The sequence below is a fragment of the Sinorhizobium sp. RAC02 genome (genome assembly GCF_001713395.1).
Lineage (GTDB): Bacteria > Pseudomonadota > Alphaproteobacteria > Rhizobiales > Rhizobiaceae > Shinella.
Genome location: NZ_CP016450.1, coordinates 626,606 through 643,253 on the forward strand (window position 1 = coordinate 626,606; position 16,648 = coordinate 643,253).

14 protein-coding genes are annotated in these 16,648 nt (G+C 62.7%); 8 read left to right on the forward strand and 6 right to left on the reverse strand.

From position 1 onward, the window contains the following. Nucleotides 1-136 precede the first annotated feature (136 nt). From BSY16_RS02940 to metF, 5 genes are all read left to right on the forward strand, one after another. Nucleotides 137-892, forward strand: coding sequence for a ribonuclease T2 family protein (locus BSY16_RS02940; RefSeq protein ID WP_069058289.1), 756 nt, complete (start codon nt 137-139; stop codon nt 890-892). Nucleotides 893-1,007: 115 nt separating this feature from the next. Then, the gene (locus BSY16_RS02945; protein ID WP_286157174.1) at nt 1,008-2,825 is read left to right on the forward strand and encodes a hypothetical protein; all 1,818 of its coding nucleotides are present in this window, start codon (nt 1,008-1,010) and stop codon (nt 2,823-2,825) included. Nucleotides 2,826-2,952: 127 nt separating this feature from the next. Then, complete coding sequence (gene ettA / locus BSY16_RS02950) at nt 2,953-4,602, forward strand: energy-dependent translational throttle protein EttA (RefSeq protein WP_069058290.1); 1,650 nt, start codon at nt 2,953-2,955, stop codon at nt 4,600-4,602. 171 nt (nt 4,603-4,773) lie between these two features. Next, nucleotides 4,774-5,781, forward strand: coding sequence for an ArsR/SmtB family transcription factor (locus BSY16_RS02955; RefSeq protein WP_069058291.1), 1,008 nt, complete (start codon nt 4,774-4,776; stop codon nt 5,779-5,781). Nucleotide 5,782: 1 nt separating this feature from the next. Next, the gene (gene metF / locus BSY16_RS02960; RefSeq protein ID WP_069058292.1) at nt 5,783-6,688 is read left to right on the forward strand and encodes a methylenetetrahydrofolate reductase [NAD(P)H]; all 906 of its coding nucleotides are present in this window, start codon (nt 5,783-5,785) and stop codon (nt 6,686-6,688) included. Between the two features lie 488 nt (nt 6,689-7,176). Here metF and BSY16_RS02970 read toward each other — a convergent pair whose 3' ends face one another. From BSY16_RS02970 to BSY16_RS02985, 4 genes are all read right to left on the reverse strand, one after another. Then, nucleotides 7,177-8,109 (reverse strand): DMT family transporter, encoded by a 933-nt coding sequence (locus tag BSY16_RS02970; protein WP_069058294.1) that lies wholly within the window; start codon nt 8,107-8,109, stop codon nt 7,177-7,179. 140 nt (nt 8,110-8,249) lie between these two features. Continuing rightward, entirely contained in the window at nt 8,250-9,458 is a 1,209-nt protein-coding gene (locus BSY16_RS02975; protein WP_069058295.1) for a lytic murein transglycosylase, read from the reverse strand. 188 nt (nt 9,459-9,646) lie between these two features. Further along, on the reverse strand, nt 9,647-10,426 hold the full coding sequence (locus tag BSY16_RS02980) for a glycoside hydrolase family 25 protein (RefSeq protein ID WP_069058296.1): 780 nt from the start codon (nt 10,424-10,426) through the stop codon (nt 9,647-9,649). A gap of 156 nt (nt 10,427-10,582) precedes the next feature. Beyond that, the gene (locus BSY16_RS02985; RefSeq protein ID WP_083242815.1) at nt 10,583-11,251 is read right to left on the reverse strand and encodes an outer membrane protein; all 669 of its coding nucleotides are present in this window, start codon (nt 11,249-11,251) and stop codon (nt 10,583-10,585) included. Between the two features lie 233 nt (nt 11,252-11,484). Between BSY16_RS02985 and BSY16_RS02990 the strand changes: the two genes are divergently transcribed. Both BSY16_RS02990 and BSY16_RS02995 read left to right on the forward strand, forming a co-directional pair. After that, a complete protein-coding gene (locus BSY16_RS02990) occupies nt 11,485-13,044 on the forward strand; it encodes a putative bifunctional diguanylate cyclase/phosphodiesterase (protein ID WP_171902378.1) in 1,560 nt (519 codons plus the stop codon). A gap of 77 nt (nt 13,045-13,121) precedes the next feature. Beyond that, nucleotides 13,122-14,528 carry a serine hydrolase domain-containing protein gene (locus tag BSY16_RS02995; RefSeq protein ID WP_069058298.1) on the forward strand — a complete coding sequence of 469 codons (1,407 nt, stop codon included), beginning with the start codon at nt 13,122-13,124 and terminating at the stop codon, nt 14,526-14,528. Here BSY16_RS02995 and BSY16_RS03000 read toward each other — a convergent pair. Next, entirely contained in the window at nt 14,513-14,914 is a 402-nt protein-coding gene (locus BSY16_RS03000) for a ketosteroid isomerase-related protein (protein ID WP_069058299.1), read from the reverse strand. The two genes, BSY16_RS02995 and BSY16_RS03000, sit on opposite strands and share 16 nt — an antisense overlap. Nucleotides 14,915-14,994: 80 nt before the next feature. Between BSY16_RS03000 and BSY16_RS03005 the strand changes: the two genes are divergently transcribed. Beyond that, nucleotides 14,995-15,582 carry a GNAT family N-acetyltransferase gene (locus BSY16_RS03005; RefSeq protein WP_069058300.1) on the forward strand — a complete coding sequence of 196 codons (588 nt, stop codon included), beginning with the start codon at nt 14,995-14,997 and terminating at the stop codon, nt 15,580-15,582. Nucleotides 15,583-15,595: 13 nt separating this feature from the next. Here BSY16_RS03005 and BSY16_RS03010 read toward each other — a convergent pair whose 3' ends face one another. Further along, on the reverse strand, nt 15,596-16,528 hold the full coding sequence (locus BSY16_RS03010; protein WP_069058301.1) for a lytic transglycosylase domain-containing protein: 933 nt from the start codon (nt 16,526-16,528) through the stop codon (nt 15,596-15,598). Between the last annotated feature and the right edge of the window lie 120 nt (nt 16,529-16,648).

Genomic DNA, 16,648 nt, shown 5'->3' on the forward strand with positions numbered 1-16,648 from the left:
GCCGTGCAAAGACAATGGGATGCGACGTGTATTTTTTGTGCGCCTCCCGTTTTTCGCGATTTTTCAGATTCCTGGTTGCATTTTCCTGATTTTTGGTTGCATATGATCTTGTTTTGTTCTCGTGCGGAGGCTGGTCATGAAGACGAATGCTGCACTGACTTTCAACACCGTTTTGTTCCTTTGCGTCATGTGTCTCTCCTGCCTCGTCGGAGGAGTTGGCCTTGCCGTCGCCCAGTCTGCGCCCGCTGGTGGCGGCCAACGGGAAGTCCTCGCCGTCAGTTGGCTGCCCGGCTATTGCGCGGCGCGACCGAAGAGCCGCGGCTGTGCGGATTTTTCGGCGACCTCGCCGGCTGCCCGGCAGCTTTCGCTGCTCAGCCGCTTCCAGGTGCGCAAGAGCTATTGCGGTATCGAAGCCGACCTCAAGCAAAAGGCGCGAAAGGGCAAATGGACGGATCTGCCGGAGATCGTGCTCGCGTCAGGCACCAAAGAGCGCCTGCTCGCGGCCATGCCTGCCGCACGCCTTGGCCTCGACCGTCAGCAATGGCTGAGGAGCGGCAGCTGCGTCGCCGCCTCGGCAGAGGTGTATTACAGCCGTTCGCTGGACCTCATGGATCAACTGAATGCCTCTCCGGTGCGGGCGCTGTTTACGCAAAAGGCCGGCGGAACCCTGTCGCTTACGGACGTCCGCGCCGCTTTCGACCAGGCCTTTGGCCGAGGCGCCGGCGAACGGGTGCGGCTCAGCTGCCGCAAGGCTGGCGACAAGACCCTCATTGTCGGCCTGACGATCGGCCTTGCAGCGGGCGAGGGTAAGCTTGAGAACTTGATCGATGGTTCATCGCCAACGAAGTCGCGCTGCACCGAGGGGGACCTGGGCATGGGGCAGGCCGGCTAGCCTTGCCCGGGTCTGGGTCTCTGCGAAGGCGTCGTTGCATCAGGCAACGGCGGGAGGACGCGGAGCTGGCAACGCAATTTTAAGCGGACCCACCCTATCGTCCGGATCGCAAGAGATGCGGGGCAAGGCGATGGCGGAGAGTGTTTCCGAAGCGGAAATTGGGGCCGGCACGCTGGATGCCGCCTCCGCGATGCGATCCTTCGGTGTCGTCTTTGCTACCAGCCTTCTGATCGTGCTCATGGATTTTGCGGACGGCAGCCTCTTCAATGTCGATGTCGATGACCGGCTTCGCGAATTGCAGATCCGGTTCCTGCTGTCGGAAAAAGGGAGTTGGTACGATCCGACGCTGCCTTTCATCGCGATGCCGGAACCCTATCTTTCCCCCTGGTCGCGTCTCGTCGATCTTCCCTATGTCGCGATCGCCAAGGGGCTGTCGCTTGTAATGCCGGCGGGCCAGGCGCTGCAGGCGGCGTTCTGGATCTGGCCGCTGGTCATGCTGGCGATTTTCAGCCTGCTCGTGACGTCGCTTGCGACGCGGTTGTTTGGTGCAACAGCGCTGCCCCAGCGCACGCGGATGATCGCGCTCGCCCTGATGACCATGTTCATGGCGATCGCGGTTCTGGAATTCGTACCTGGGCGCATTGATCACCACAATGTGCAGATCCTCGCGCTGCTTGCGATCGCTCTCGGTGTCTGCCGGTGGGATCGGGTGGGCGGAATGCTGATCGGCCTTGCAAGTGCCGCGTCTCTCATCGTCGGTCTCGAGGGCCTGCCGTTTGTTGCCTTTGCCTATGCTGCGCTTGTCGGTGCCTTTGTCCTTGATGTTCGCGGTGCCCGCGAGGTGTTGTGGGCGGCGTCGCTCGGCATGTTTGCCGCGACGATATTCGGTGCCGTCGCGTTTCTCGGCATTCCCGGCGTCCTCTCGGTGCAATGCGATGCCTTTTCTGCACCCTATATTGTTCTGATGCTCGGGTTCTCCACTATTCTCGGGCTGTGCATTCTTATGGTGCGCGGCAATGCCGTCGTGCGCCTCGCTGCCTTGGCCGTGCCGGCGGTCGCTCTCTCCGGGGTCATCGGCTTCAACTTCCCGGCCTGCCTTGCCGGCCCCTATACCGTGATCGACCCGCTGTCGCAGGCCTACTGGTTTGACAGGATATGGCAGGAGCACAGCATCCTGTATTTCTATGTAGGTGAAAGATATAGCCTGATCGTGCTGTTTGCCTTACTGGCGGCCGTGTTGCTGGCCGTAGCGCCTCTGGCGGTGCGGCAGGCCCGTTCCGCCTTTGCGCCGTGGCTGATTGTCTATGGCCTGGCCGTCCTCGCTCTCGCCCTGACCGTCGTGCAAACGCGCTATATCCGCTTTCCCATTACGCTGGTGCCGCTCTTCCTGCCGGTTTTGGTTGGCTGGGCGACTGATAGTACCGACCGGAACTACGGCCGTCGCGCGATGATTGGGGCCATAGCCCTTTGCTGGACGATTTTGGCCGGGTTGTTCTTTCTCGTGCCGCCTTTCCAACCAGAGGCCGATGCCGTCGATTTCATGGCGAGCGATCAATGCACAGGGCAGGATTTCTCCGTACTTGCTACGGCCACGCCGGGGCGGATCGCTGCGCCGAGCGGCGTCGGCATGTCGATCCTGTTCACCGCGCCGGATGGATTTTCGGTCTCGGCGCTGCCGTTCCATCGGGCGTCGCCCGGCATGAAGCGCATGTACGAGGCATTTCTGTCCAGCGATCCCGCCATCCGCCGGGCTGCGCTGGCACCCTTCGACTATGTCGCGGTGTGCCGGTCTCCAGTGGAGGCCGACCCGAAGCGCGCGCCGCTTTACGCCGCCTTGTCGGCGGGAAGGGACTGGCCGGGCCTCGTGCGCATGAAACCGCCGCACGAATCCGGCTTTCAGCTCTTCCGCATCGATGACGCTGCCTTGCAATAGGGAAAGGCCGGAAGACGGAAAGATTCCGGCGGCCTTGCGTCCCCTTGTTCAACTGCGGCTTTCCGTGATTGCCGCGGCGGCAGAATTCGCCTACATAGCGGGCAAATTTCCATGCGGAGCACGCTTAATGGCACGTCAGTTCATCTATCACATGTCGGGGCTCAACAAGTCCTACGGCGCCAAGAAAATCCTCGAAAACGTCAACCTGTCTTTCTATCCTGACGCCAAGATCGGTATCCTCGGCCCGAACGGCGCCGGTAAGTCGACCGTGCTGCGCATCATCGCCGGTCAGGACAAGGAATATACCGGTGAAGCCTGGCTCGCCGAAGGCGCGACCGTCGGCTACCTGGAGCAGGAACCGCACCTCGATCCGACCAAGAACGCCTTCGAGAACGTCATGGTCGGCGTCGCCGACAAGACCGCCATCATCGATCGCTACAACGAACTGATGATGAACTATTCCGACGAGACGGCGGATGAAGGCGCCAAGCTCCAGGACATCATCGACAGCCAGAACCTCTGGGATCTGGAGCAGCAGGTCGAGATGGCGATGGAGGCATTGCGCTGCCCGCCGAAGGAGTCCGACGTCACGCTGCTGTCGGGAGGCGAACGCCGCCGCATCGCGCTCTGCCGCCTGCTGCTGTCGCAGCCGGACCTGCTTTTGCTCGACGAACCGACCAACCATCTCGACGCCGAGACTATCGCCTGGCTGGAAAAGCACCTGCGCGACTATCCGGGCGCCGTGATGATGATCACCCACGATCGCTACTTCCTCGACAACGTGACCGGCTGGATTCTCGAGCTCGACCGCGGCCGCGGCATTCCCTACGAAGGCAATTACTCCGCTTACCTGCAGGCCAAGGCCAAGCGCATGAAGCAGGAAAGCCGCGAAGAAGCCGGCCGCCAGAAGGCGCTGTCGCGCGAACAGGAATGGATCGCGTCCAGCCCGAAGGCGCGGCAGGCGAAGTCCAAGGCGCGTATCAAGGCCTACGAGCAGCTGGTCGACGCGGCCGAAAACATCCGGCCCGGCGACGCGCAGATCATCATCCCGGTTTCAGAACGCCTCGGCAACGTGGTCATCGAGCTGGAAGGCGTCACGAAGGGCTTTGACGGCCGCACGCTGATCAACGACCTGTCGATCAAGCTGCCGCCGGGTGGCATTGTCGGCATCATCGGCCCGAACGGCGCCGGCAAATCGACGCTGTTCAAGATGATCACCGGTCAGGAAAAGCCCGATGCCGGTTCGATCCGCATCGGCGACACCGTTCACCTCGGTTATGTCGACCAGAGCCGCGATGCGCTCGACGGCAGCAAGACCGTCTGGGAGGAAATCTCCGGCGGTGCCGAAGTCATCAAGCTCGGCAAGTTCGACATGAACTCCAGAGCCTATTGCGGCGCCTTCAATTTCAAGGGCGGCGACCAGCAGCAGAAGGTCGGCAACCTCTCCGGTGGCCAACGCAACCGCGTTCACCTTGCCAAGATGCTGAAGGCCGGCGGCAATGTGCTGCTGCTCGACGAACCGACCAACGACCTTGACACGGAAACGCTGGGTGCGCTTGAAAGCGCGCTCGAGAACTTTGCCGGCTGCGCCATCATCATCAGCCACGATCGCATGTTCCTCGACCGCCTGGCGACGCATATCCTGGCCTTTGAAGGCGATGGCCATGTCGAATGGTTCGAAGGCAACTTCGAGGACTACGAGGAGGACAAGATCCGTCGTCTCGGCCCCGATGCCCTCAACCCCGGCAGCCAGTCCTACAAGCGCCTGACGCGATAGGCATTTGAGGCCGCGGAAATATCCGACCGCTCATTCGCATCATCTGAAAAACCCCGGCTTGCCGGGGTTTTTCTTTGGGGCTGTTAATGGGAAGATCGGCGACACGGATTTGCCCTTGCGCGACAAAGGGTAATCACATAAACATATCTTTATGTCTTGATTGGATTGGTCATGGGCGACACGCAGAAACTCGGACTGGATGATATCGTGGAGATCCTGAAGGCGGCGGGCGAGCCGACGCGCCTTCGCCTGCTCGCGCTCCTGTTCCACGGCGACCTGACCGTGACGGACCTCACCGATATCCTCGGCCAGTCGCAGCCGCGCATCTCCCGCCATCTGAAGCTGCTTGCGGAAGCAGCCCTCGTCGATCGTTACCAGGAGGGTGCCTGGGCGTTCTTCCGGCTAAGCCAAGGCGGCCCGGCCGTGAGCCTTGTCCGCCGGCTTCTCGATGCTGCCGATCCGGCTGATGCGGTTTTTGCCCGCGACGACGAGCGGCTGCGGGCGCTCAAGAAAATCCGTTCCGACAAGGCGCAGGCCTATTTCAGTCGCAACGCGGCCGATTGGGACGCGATGCGACGCCTCCATGTCAGCGAGGCAGAGGTCGAGGCGAAGCTCGCCGCGATGATCGGCACCGCGCCGGTCGATGCCTTCCTGGATCTCGGCACCGGCACCGGGCGCATCCTCCAGCTGTTCGAGGGGCTTTACCGGCGCGGCGTTGGCGTCGATGCCAGCCGCGACATGCTGGCGGTCGCCCGCGCCAATCTCGACCGGGCCGGTATCACCAAGGCCTCGATCCGCCACGGCGACATCTTCAACCTGCCGCTGGAGCGTGACGAATTCGACGTGGTGACGATCCACCAGGTGCTGCACTTCCTCGAGGAGCCGGAAGCGGCGGTCGGCGAGGCGGCCCGCATGCTGGCGCCTGGCGGCCGGCTCGCCATCATCGACCTTGCGCCTCATGCCCTGGAGCACCTGCGCGACGAGCACGCCCATATCCGTCTCGGCTTCTCGCACCAGACCCTCTCCGAATGGCTGGAGAAGGCGGGGCTGGCCGTTGAAGAGGTCGTCGACCTGAAACCCGCGCCATCGACCGCCGATGCGCTGACCGTCACCATCTGGCTTGCCCGCGACCAGCGCGAACAGGCGGCCGACCCTATCGCAATCCGCAGGAGGAGTTGACATGAACCCGGCGACCGCAAGCTTGAGCCGCAAGGACATCCGCCTGTCTTTCGAATTCTTCCCGCCGAAATCGGCGGAGGCCGAAGGCCAGCTCTGGGAGACGGCGGTAGCGCTTTCTGCGTATGCGCCGGGTTTCATGTCGGTCACCTACGGTGCTGGCGGCTCCACCAAGGCGCCGACGCTGGCGACCGTGCGCCAGCTTCTGACCATGGGCCTGCCGGCCGCCTCGCATCTCACCTGTGTCGGCGCGACCAAGGAAGAGGTTCATGCCGTCGTCGCCGAGTTCCAGGCCGTCGGGGTCAAGCATTTCGTGGCGCTGCGTGGCGATCCGCCGGGCGGTGTCGGTGCGGCCTATCAGCCGCATCCTGACGGCTATGCCAATGCGGCCGAGCTTACCGCCGGCCTGCATGGTCTTGCCGATTTCGAGATCTCCGTCTCGGCCTATCCGGAAAAACATCCGCAGAGCGCGGATGTCGCCGCCGATATCGACATGTTGAAGCGCAAGGTGGATGCGGGCGCGACGCGCGCGCTGACGCAGTTCTTCTTCGAGAACGACGATTTCGAGCGTTATCTCGAGCGCGTGCGCAAGGCGGGCATCACCATTCCGGTCGTGCCGGGCATCCTTCCGGTGCACAATCTCGCGCAGGTCCAGAAATTCGCCGGCCTCTGTGGCGCCTCCGTGCCCGGCTGGCTGGCCGATCGCCTCGGCCCGGTCGATGACCGGCCGCAGGAGCGGACGGCCGTGGCGGTCGAGCTGGCCATCCGCCAGGTCAGCGACCTCATCGCCCGTGGCATCAGCGAGTTCCACTTCTACACGATGAACCGGGCGACCATGGTTTCGGCGGTCTGCGATGGTGTCGGTTTTGCGCGGATCGACCGTCAGCGTGCGACGGGCGCCGCCGCCTGATCTCGCATTCTTTCAGCTGGAAACGAAAAATGCATGGCGCCGTCTCCGGGGCCATGCATTTCTATAATGAGCTTCGGCAGGGTTTCTTGATCTTGTCCCTGGCCTCTCTCTGCTTCGCTTTGGTCGCCTTAGATGAAGATCATCGTTGCGACGAAGAGGAATGCTGCACTGATCATCAGAACATTCAAGGAATGTGTGAGTCCCATCGGCTTACCTCCTTGCGTTGACGGTCGGATATTACGACCGAAAAAAGCGGGTTGGAAAGGTATTTTGTTGCTGCATTGCAACATCCGGTCTTCGCCGGATGGTTATTCACAGTGCTAATCTACTGAATTTCCTACGCTATTATGCATGCCACAAAAAATTCACAATCCCTACCAAATGACGAATGCCGACAGTGTGCATTTACCAGTGTGGCGAAATGTCGGCGCCGCAATCCGGCGTATCGTCTTGAAACGACCGGGAAGGCATTTTGTTCCTGATTTTCTTCAGGAGGCCTGGAAACGGGCGAAAACCCGGCCGTCGAGCACCACGAGGCCCAGCAAAACGAGCGCCATGCCGAGCATGCCGAGCGGTGTCAGCTGTTCTCCGAGGAAGAGCATGCCGGCGAGAATCGCGCTCGGCGGCACGAGAAGGGTGACGAGCGATGTGTTGGTTGCGCCGGCCGCTGCCATGATTCGGAAGAAGAGGATATAGCCGTACGCCGTCGAGAGGAGCGCCAGCGCGAGCACGGCGAGGATCGCGCTCAGCGGGGGCAGGGGAAGCTGCCAGGGCGCATCGAGCGCGAAGGAGACGGGCAGCATCAGCAGCGTCGAGGCGGTGAGCTGGCCGGCGGCGATAGCCGGTGGGGCAACGCCGCGGAAGCGTTTGCCGTAAGTCGCGGCAAAACCGTAGGAGACGGCCGCAAGCACCGGCAGGAGGACAGCCCAGAGCGGCGGGCCGCTGTCGCCGGTAAAGGGCGCCAGTGCGCGCGGGCCGATCAGCACGGCGGTGCCGGCGAGGCCGATGAGGCAGCCTGCGATTTTCTTGGACGAGAGTTTTTCGTCGGCGGTCATCCGGTTGGCGATGAGCACGGTGAAGATCGGCGTGGTCGCGTTGAGGATGGAAGCAAGGCCGGCGCCGATCTGCGTCTGGCCAAGGAAGATCAGCATATGCGGCACGGCGTTGTTGACGAGACCGAGCAGCAGGAATTCACGCCATCGGGCGCGCAGCGTCGGGTAGATGTCGAAACGGCCGGCGATATAGATGTGCAGGGCCAGCGCGGCGATGCCGACGCGCAGCAGCACAAGCGTTGCCGGCGGCACATGGGCGACGGCGACGCGCGCGAAGAAGAAGGAACCGCCCCAGATCATGCCGAGCAGCGCAAGCAGACCCCAGGTCTGTGCGCTCATGCGTGCTGGTGCCGATACGGTCTGCTCCATCCTGTCCTCCCAAGGCCTCCTGCGCCAGAAATGCGGCAGGGGAAAAAGATAGAGCGGCATCCCGGTCCTGACCTGGGCATGCCGCTCTGGGTCTCTTTGTGCCTATAGCACCCCGGAGGCGTCCAGCCACCCGATTTCCGTCAGAGGGAGGAAAGCAGCGCCTGCGTCGCCCAGCCGTCCGCCGGAAGGCCAAGTCGGAGCTGTTCCTTCTGGATCGCGGCGCGCGTGCCGGACCCCAGAATGCCGTCGACCTTGCCGACGTCATGGCCCAGACCCTGCAGCTTGGTCTGCAGCTGCTTCATGCTTTCTTCCGAAAGACCTTCCTCCGGTACGCCGCGCTCATAGGGCGGGGCGCCGGCGAGACGGGTCGCGAAATAGGCGGCCGACGTCGTGTAGATGAAGGACTGGTTCCATTCGAGATAGATGTTGAAGTTCGGATAGGTGATGAAAGCGGGACCCTTGCGGCCCTGCGGGATCACCAGCGAGGCTTCGAGATTGCCGAAGGACGTGTCGCCGTCGCGGGGCTTGACGCCAAGCGCGAACCAGTCGGCGGCCTTCATGCCGGGCTGGAGGCCTGTCTTTTCAAACGGGAGGACGTCCGGCACCGAGACTTCCTGGATCCACGGCTGGCCCTTGGTGAAGCCAAGATGCTGGATGAACTTCGCGGCGGTCAGGATCGCGTCGGGTGCGCTTTTCTTCACGTCGATATGGCCGTCGCCGTCGCCGTCCACGCCGAATTCGATGATATCCTTCGGCAGCATCTGCACCTGGCCGACTTCGCCCGCCCAAGCGCCCGTCGTGCCGTTCGGATCGAGGTCGCCATGGCCGACCATTTCGACGGCGGCGATCAACTGCGGGCGGAAGAGTTCGGGACGACGGCAGTCGTGCGAGAGCGTCACCAGTGCGTTGCGGGTGTTGAAATCACCCTGCACCGCGCCGAAATCGGTTTCCATGGCCCAGAAGGCGGCGATAATTGGGCCGGGGACGCCGAATTCCTGCTCGGCACGGGCGAAGACCGAGGAGAGATCGTTCAGCTTCTTGCGGCCGATGTCGAGGCGCGACTGGCTGACCGTGCGCTTGGAGAATTCAAGAAAGGTCTGGCGGAAGACGCCCTGGGCACGGTCCCGCGACAGGACCTTCTGGTCGATGGCGGCACCGGCGAGCGCCCGGTCGGCGACATCGGCAGAAACCCCGCGCGTCAACGCTTCGGCCTTCACGCCCTGCAGGAAGGCGTTGAAATCGCCGCCGCAGGCGGCTGCCGTTGCTGTCGCCGTCTGGGCATGCGCGCTGCCAGCTAGCAGAAAGGCCGCAAGGCCTGCCGCAAGTGTCGTCTTCAGGTTCTGCCGCATCTTGAATGCTCCTTGGGCCCGTTGCCCTGCTGTCTTTGACTTCAGCATGCCGTCATCGCAAAACTGCTGCACACGTTTGCGCGACACGCTCTGATTGACCCGGCTGTCTCAGATGAATGTGACCGAAGCAAGAAGAAAAAGGCAACCGCGGCGTGCTGTCGCCCTTTGTCACGCAAATGTTGTTTTGGTCAGCGGGAAACCGAGGCGACCCACGTCTTCCAGTTCTTCGCCGAGCCGGCAAAGACATTGATGTCGGTGTCCGTCGAAATGCCCGGCACCACGCCGGTAGAGGTATATTGCCAGAAGGCCCACTTGCGGGCCGAATAGATGTTTTCCGGGTGGTTCGCTACCGAGCGCAGCCAGAAATGGTAGCCCTCGAAATGCCCGACGAGGTTTTCGCGGTGGAAGTCGACCGTCGTGTAGATGATGGGCCGCTTGCCGTAGTGTTTTTCGAGGCGGTCCATGAAGCGCTGGAGTGCTACGCGCACCTCGTCCGCCGGCGGGCGGAGCTTGCAGGTCGGCGAGGCGGCGTTCCATTCGGCATCCAGCACTGGTGGCAGCTGGACTGCCTCCTTCGGCACATTGGCGATGAACCAGTCCGCCTGTGCATCCGCCGTCGAGCAGAAATAATAGAAGTGATAGGGCGCATGGGCGACATCGGCCGCGCGCGCACCGCGCCAGTATTCGGCAAAGCGGCTGTCCAGCCGGTCGGTGCCTTCGGTCGCCTTCAGGAAGGCGAAGGAGACGCCGCCGTTCTTGACGGCCGGCCAGTCGATATCGCCATTCCACTTCGACACGTCGATGCCGTGCACCTGGTGGCGATGCGGCGTGCGGGCCCCGAAATCCTGCGGATCCTTGTCCTCGAAACGCGGCGGAACCGACGCGGTGGATACGAGGTCGTAGTCGGTGGTGGAACAGGACGTGGCGAGAAGGGCGAGGGGCAGGAGAGCCAGAATGAGCCGACGCATGGGGGTCCCGTTGTTCGCGCGTTTCCTAATCCTGCCTTGAACGAGGCGGGCCGTAAAGGGGAGCGCACGAGACAGGGTCTCGACCTCTCGCATATTTGCGTAAAATTATGGTTAGCGGCCGGTTAAGCCGGGCGGGTGAACCGCCCGGCTTCAGCATCAGAACTTCATGCTGACGCCGAGCATGATCGAATGCGAATCAAGATCGCCATCGCGGCCGGCAGCGTTGAAGATGTCGGAGTTGCGATAGTCCGTGTAGCGATACTCAAGACGGCCGGCCACGGTGTCGGTGATGGCCTGCTCGACGCCGGCGCCGATCGTCCAGCCATGCGCGGTATCCTTCTCCCGCACACCGGTGTCTTCGTTTTCGAGTTCGGCCCGCGTAAAGGCCCAACCGCCCGTCGCATAGATCAGCGTGCGGTCGAAAGCATACCCGAGACGGGCGCGGACCGAGCCGCCCCAGTTCGTCTCCGCCTCGTAGCTCGTACCGCCGGAGGTAAAGCGGTCATTGTTGAAGTCGTGCTTGATGTCGGCTTCGACACCGTAGACCCAACCATTGTTGTAGATATTGTAACCGGCGAAGGCGCCAAGCGCGAAGCCGTCGAGACCCTGGTCGATCGCGGGGGCCGGGCCGTCGGAACTCGCATTGGTCCAGGCGTAGCCGGTGTTCACGCCGACATAGAAGCCGCCCCAGTCGTAGACGCCGGCCGCCGTTTCGACGATCGGTGTTTCCACAGGCGGTTCGGAGATGGTCATGTCGGCTGCAAAAGCCGGAAGCGTCCCGGCGGTGACGAGAATGCCTGCGGCACCGAAAATCATGGATTTCATCTGATGGTCCTTCCCACTCGATAGACGCGCGAAGCCCCACGCACGAATGACAACAACCGCCTCAACGCGTGAAACGGGCCATGGTTCCGGGAACAATAAATCCCGTTGATTCTGGGGGGCGGGCGCGAACGCTCCCTTAACACTCTGTCATTCTTTGTCCTCTAGAACATCGACAGGCCGATACCCGGCCGCTGCGCCCTGTTGTCATGATAACAACGGTTTAGGGTTACATGATGTTGAAGACCTTGTTGCCGAAGACCGAGCAGCGTTATGCGCTGACGGGATCGATTTTCGGAGCTTTCCTGCCGACCATCTGCATCGCCGCCGACCAGCTTTTGCGCGACAATGCGCAAGCGAGTCTCTTCGGCTTTTCCGCCCCCACCGCGACGGCCCTGGCGCTCATGCCGGTCTTCTTCGGCGTCGGCTTCTACCAGATCGGGCGCTCGAAGGCGCAATTGCTCGAGGAGCTCAACCAGCGCCGGCAGACCGAGCAGCAACTGACCCACGACGCCTATCATGATCGGCTGACCGGGCTTGCAAACCGTTTCTGCCTGGAACGGGATATTCAGGCGGTCGTAGAGGCGCGGGACGACGACAATCGTCCGGCTTTGCTGCTGCTCGATCTCGATCGCTTCAAGTTCGTCAACGACAGCCTTGGCCACGATGCGGGCGACGAATTGCTGACGGCGATCGGCGAGCGCCTGCGCCGCGGTCTTGCGGCAACGGCTCGTGTCTACCGGCTCGGCGGCGACGAGTTCGTCGTCACGATTTGCGGACGCCCCTCTGCCGGCAAGGTCGAGGACGTCTGCCGCACGGTCTGCGGTCTCTTCGAAGACCCGTTCGACTTGAAGCGGACCCGCATTGCCAGCGGCTGCAGCATCGGCGTGACCTTCATGGAGGCGGACGATATCTCGATGTCCGAGCTTCTGAAGCGCGCCGACGTCGCGCTCTACGCGGCGAAGGAGACGCCGGGCAGCGGCTTCCGCTTCTTCGATGCGGCGCTTGCTGCGGACGTGCAGGAACGGGCCGTGATCGAACATGACCTTGCGCGGGCAATCGCGGCGGATGAATTTTTCCTCGAATACCAGCCGATCGTCGGTGTCGAGAGCCGCATTGTGCGCTCGTTCGAGGCGCTGCTGCGCTGGCGGCATCCGGAGAGGGGACGGATCATGCCGGACCTCTTCATTCCGGCCGCGGAAAAGACCGGCCTTATCCTGCCGCTCGGCAAATGGGTGGTGCGCGCGGCCTGCCTCGAGGCAGCAAAATGGCCCGGGCCGGCCGGTGTCGCCGTCAACGTGGTTGGTGATCAGTTCAAGGACCGCGACTTCGTCGACTATGTGAAGCAGTGCCTTGCCGAAGCGGGGCTGGCGCCAGGGCGCTTGACGATCGAAGTGACGGAATCCGTCTTCTCCGTCGATGAGACGGTGATCCGCGAAAGCCTCAGCGACCTGCGCAGCCACGGCGTGCGCGTCGCACTCGATGATTTCGGCATCGGCTTTTCCTCGATCAACAATCTCAGGGCCTTTCCGATCGACCAGCTGAAGATCGACCGCTCCTTTGCAAGGGCGATGATGGAGAGCCAGCGGGACGCGGATCTCGTCGACATCATCCTCAAGCTTGGCCAGACATTCCAGGTGACGACGACCGTCGAGGGCATAGAATGCGAGAGCCAGCTCGAATTCATTCGCCAGCGCGGCGCCTCCGAGGCGCAGGGCTATTTGATTTCCGCACCGGTGGCCGCGTCGGAGGTCGGGCGCTTTCTTGCTCCGGCGGAAAACCGGATGTCGGCCTGAAACCTGTCACACGCGCGAAAAACCTTTCCATGACAGTCAAATCCTGATTGTCTTCCCGGGTGGAAGGAGAGGCCACGATGAGACGATTCTACAAGCTGGCCGCCTGGACGCTTTCCGTCCTTGTCGCTGTCCTCATCGTGGGGGCAAGCTGGCTCATCGTATCGCCGCCTGCGCTGCTGAGCGTCGGATCCGGTTACGCCGCCAAGATCGTCTGCTCGAATGTCTTCGTCTCCGGCCGCGATGCACAGCAGGTGCTTGCCGAAGACGTCCAGGCCCCCGGCCATCCGCTGCTGAAACTGATGCGGCAGGACGTCGATCTCTCCGAAAAGACAGTGACGGTTCGTTTGCTCGGCCTCTTCGCGCCCGGCTATGCCGTCTGGCATGAGGGCTTTGGCTGCTCCGGTGCGCCGGATGGCGATTTCCAGGCCGCGCGGCAGGCCGTTTCGGATGTGGCGATTCCCAAAATCCCGTCGGGGGACCCTGCTGTCACCTGGCCTGATGGCGAGGCCGTGGCGGCGGATGAGCGGTTCTCCGCGCTCTTGGCCGATAGCGCACTGACCGGCCCCGGCATGCGGGCAATCGTGGTGGTGCATGACGGCCGCATTGTTGCCGAAGCATACGGCGAGGGATTTTCCGCAACGACCCCGCTGCTCGGCTGGTCGATGACCAAGTCGGTCAACGCGGCGCTGATCGGACGCCTGATGCAGGCGGGCGCGCTCTCGCCCGACATGAAGGGACTTTTCCCCGAATGGCGTCGTGATGCGCGGGCTGAGATAACGCTCGGCGACCTGCTCGCCATGGAAAGCGGGCTGGTCTTCAACGAGAATTACGGCGAGGTGACGGATGTCACGCGCATGCTCTTCCTTGAGCCGGACATGTCGCGCTTCGTGCTGTCGCTACCGCTCGAGGCCAATCGCGGCGAGAGCTTCAATTATTCGAGTGGCACCGCCGTGCTGCTGTCGCGGATCTGGATGGGCGCGCTTAGTGGGCGAAGCCAGGCGCTGTCCTTCCCGGCGCGCGCGCTCTTCATGCCGCTCGGCATGGCGAGCGCTGTGATGGAAGTGGATGAGACCGGCATCTTCGTCGGCTCGTCCTATCTCTATGCGACGGCGCGCGACTGGGCGCGTTTCTCGCTTCTGCTGTTGAACGACGGTGTCTGGAAGGGAAACCGGCTGCTGCCCGACGGTTTCGTTTCTGCCATGGCGACGCCGACGAAAGCCTCGAACGGCACCTACAGCCACATGCAAACCTGGCTCCGGGGGCCAGGGCGGAAAACCGATGCGGAGCATGGCCTGCCGGCCGATACGTTCTGGCTGCGCGGGCACGACGGCCAGTTTGCGGCGATTGTTCCCTCGCGCAAGCTTGCGTTTATCCGATTGGGGCTGACGCCGTCGAAACTCGGCTATCAGCCCCAATTGCTGATCAAGCGCATCCTCGATCTTTTGGATGCGGACGACCTTCAGGCCGGTCAGGCGCCGACCTGAGCGATCCAGTCGTTGAGGTTGTAGGTGTTGGAAATGCGCGCGACCTTGCCGTCGCGAATCTCGAAGAAGGCGCCGGCCGGCAGCACATAGGTCTGGCCGTTCGCCTCCGGCAGGCCCTCGTCGGTGGCGAGATACTGGCCGTTGACGACGAATTCCGCAGCACCGCGCCGGCCATCCTCGCTTGACATGATGACGATGTCCGTCAGCGTCTCGCGGTAGCTGCGGTTCATGTGCGCCATGAAATCGCGGAACGCGGCCTTGCCGACCTGCCGGCCGCCCTGGTTGATGTCGTGCACGACATCGTCATGCAGGAGATCGAAGAAGGTTTCCATGTCCTGCCTGTTGAAAGCATCGTAATAGGCGCGGATCGTCTCTTTTGCTGGCATGCCATCCCTCAACTGTTGTCGAACGGGCGAACCCGATCGCCTTATAACATTGCTCAAACCTTTGGGAACATTCAAGGATCATGCAGGTCAAGATTGTCCACGGCGACGCCGTGACGCCCCATATCGCGGATCTTGCGCGCCTGCGCACCGAGGTCTTTCGCGCCTTTCCCTATCTCTACGAGGGGAGCGAGGATTATGAGGCCTCCTATCTTGCGACCTATGCGCAATCGCCGGAAAGCCTTTTCGTGCTGGCGCTCGATGGCGAGCGGATCGTCGGCGCCTCGACGGGCGTGCCGATGACGGATGCCTCGGATGTTTTCAGGGCGCCGTTCGTTAAGGCCGGCATCGCACCGGAGACGGTCTTCTATTTCGGCGAGTCCGTGCTGCTTTCCAGCTATCGGGGCAGGGGGCTCGGTGTGCGCTTCTTCGAGGAGCGGGAGAGCTATGCGCGTCGCCTCGGGCGTTTCGACTGGTGCGCATTCTGCGCCGTAGAACGGCCGAAGGATCATCCGCTCCGCCCGGCGGACTATGTGCCGCTTGATGAATTCTGGGGGAGACGCGGTTACGCGCATCGCACCGATTTGCGAACGATGCTTGCCTGGCAGGATATTGGCGAGACGGACGAGACGGAAAAACCGATGTCGTTCTGGCTGAAGCCGGCGCGCTGACCCGGAGGCCGGCTTATCTCAGGCCGGTCTCGTCGAGCAGGCCCTTGCGCTTGGCGTGATAGTAATAGCCGGCGGCATAGAGGCGCACGGCGCCGTCGTTCTTGTCATCGGCAACCATCCAGGCACCGCGTAGGTACTTGCCGGCATATTTGATGTTCGTCTCGGCGTCGAACAGGCCTTCGGCCGGGCCTTCGAAGCCCATGCTCTTGGCTGTGGAATACTTGATCTGCATCAGGCCATAGTGGCCGCGATTGAAAGCCCTGGGATTGTACGTGCTTTCACGCTTCACGACACGGTGCAAAAGCGATTCCGGGATGCCGTAGAGAGCTGCATATTTGGTGATCAACGCGTCGATCGGCGTGCCGGATTTCTTGAACGGCTGCTCGACCTGCGGAACCATCAGGCGTGTTTCGGTGGTAAAGACTGCATTGCTGATCAGGGCGGGTTTTGCCATCGGCACGATCTTGCGGCTGGCGACGAGCTGTTCGAGGCCTTCCGGTTCGCCGCTGTCGAAGCCCGGTTCCATCACCGAGACGCCGATGACGGTGTCATAACCCTGCTGCATGCCGGTTGTCGCGCTGGCCGTCTCGACCGTATTTCCGGCAAGGGCAGCGGTGGCGGCGGCAGCGCCGGTGACCGGCTTCGCCTCGGCGAGGGCCGAGACCGGAACGGCGGCGCCGGCAATCTCACCTGCAGCAACGATCGGTGTCGGCAATGCTTCCGGCGTGTTCTCCGTGCCGGGCTTGGCCGCAGGCATGGCGGCGTAGGCGACTTCCGTGGTCGTGCCATCCGCTGCGGCAATGTCCGTCGTCGCCGAAGTGGGCGTCACGGTCTTCGCCGTCGTCGCATCGTCGGCGACGCTGGCGCAGCCTGCAAGCGTTGCAAGAAGGCCTGCGCAGGCAAGCGCTGCGATGCGTGCCGGACGGGGAGCGGAAGTGTCAGCCATGGTCGTCGTTCTCGGTTTGCCGGGGTGCGGGGGCGTCTGACGCCCGGGCGTTTTGCAAATCAACCGGCCGTGGCCGTGTCCCGTCATTAACCGATCAGACGGGACGCGGCAACCCGTAGG

Coding starts and splice junctions, on each gene's coding strand:
- BSY16_RS02980 (WP_069058296.1), bottom strand. CDS start 10,426: ATGCGTCGGCTCATTCTGGCTCTCCTGCCCCTCGCCCTTCTCGCCACG.
- BSY16_RS03000 (WP_069058299.1), bottom strand. CDS start 14,914: ATGCCAGCAAAAGAGACGATCCGCGCCTATTACGATGCTTTCAACAGG.
- BSY16_RS03010 (WP_069058301.1), bottom strand. CDS start 16,528: ATGGCTGACACTTCCGCTCCCCGTCCGGCACGCATCGCAGCGCTTGCC.
- BSY16_RS02985 (WP_083242815.1), bottom strand. CDS start 11,251: ATGAAATCCATGATTTTCGGTGCCGCAGGCATTCTCGTCACCGCCGGG.
- BSY16_RS02940 (WP_069058289.1), top strand. CDS start 137: ATGAAGACGAATGCTGCACTGACTTTCAACACCGTTTTGTTCCTTTGC.
- metF (WP_069058292.1), top strand. CDS start 5,783: ATGAACCCGGCGACCGCAAGCTTGAGCCGCAAGGACATCCGCCTGTCT.
- ettA (WP_069058290.1), top strand. CDS start 2,953: ATGGCACGTCAGTTCATCTATCACATGTCGGGGCTCAACAAGTCCTAC.
- BSY16_RS03005 (WP_069058300.1), top strand. CDS start 14,995: ATGCAGGTCAAGATTGTCCACGGCGACGCCGTGACGCCCCATATCGCG.
- BSY16_RS02955 (WP_069058291.1), top strand. CDS start 4,774: ATGGGCGACACGCAGAAACTCGGACTGGATGATATCGTGGAGATCCTG.
- BSY16_RS02945 (WP_286157174.1), top strand. CDS start 1,008: ATGCGGGGCAAGGCGATGGCGGAGAGTGTTTCCGAAGCGGAAATTGGG.
- BSY16_RS02975 (WP_069058295.1), bottom strand. CDS start 9,458: ATGCGGCAGAACCTGAAGACGACACTTGCGGCAGGCCTTGCGGCCTTT.
- BSY16_RS02970 (WP_069058294.1), bottom strand. CDS start 8,109: ATGGAGCAGACCGTATCGGCACCAGCACGCATGAGCGCACAGACCTGG.
- BSY16_RS02995 (WP_069058298.1), top strand. CDS start 13,122: ATGAGACGATTCTACAAGCTGGCCGCCTGGACGCTTTCCGTCCTTGTC.
- BSY16_RS02990 (WP_171902378.1), top strand. CDS start 11,485: ATGTTGAAGACCTTGTTGCCGAAGACCGAGCAGCGTTATGCGCTGACG.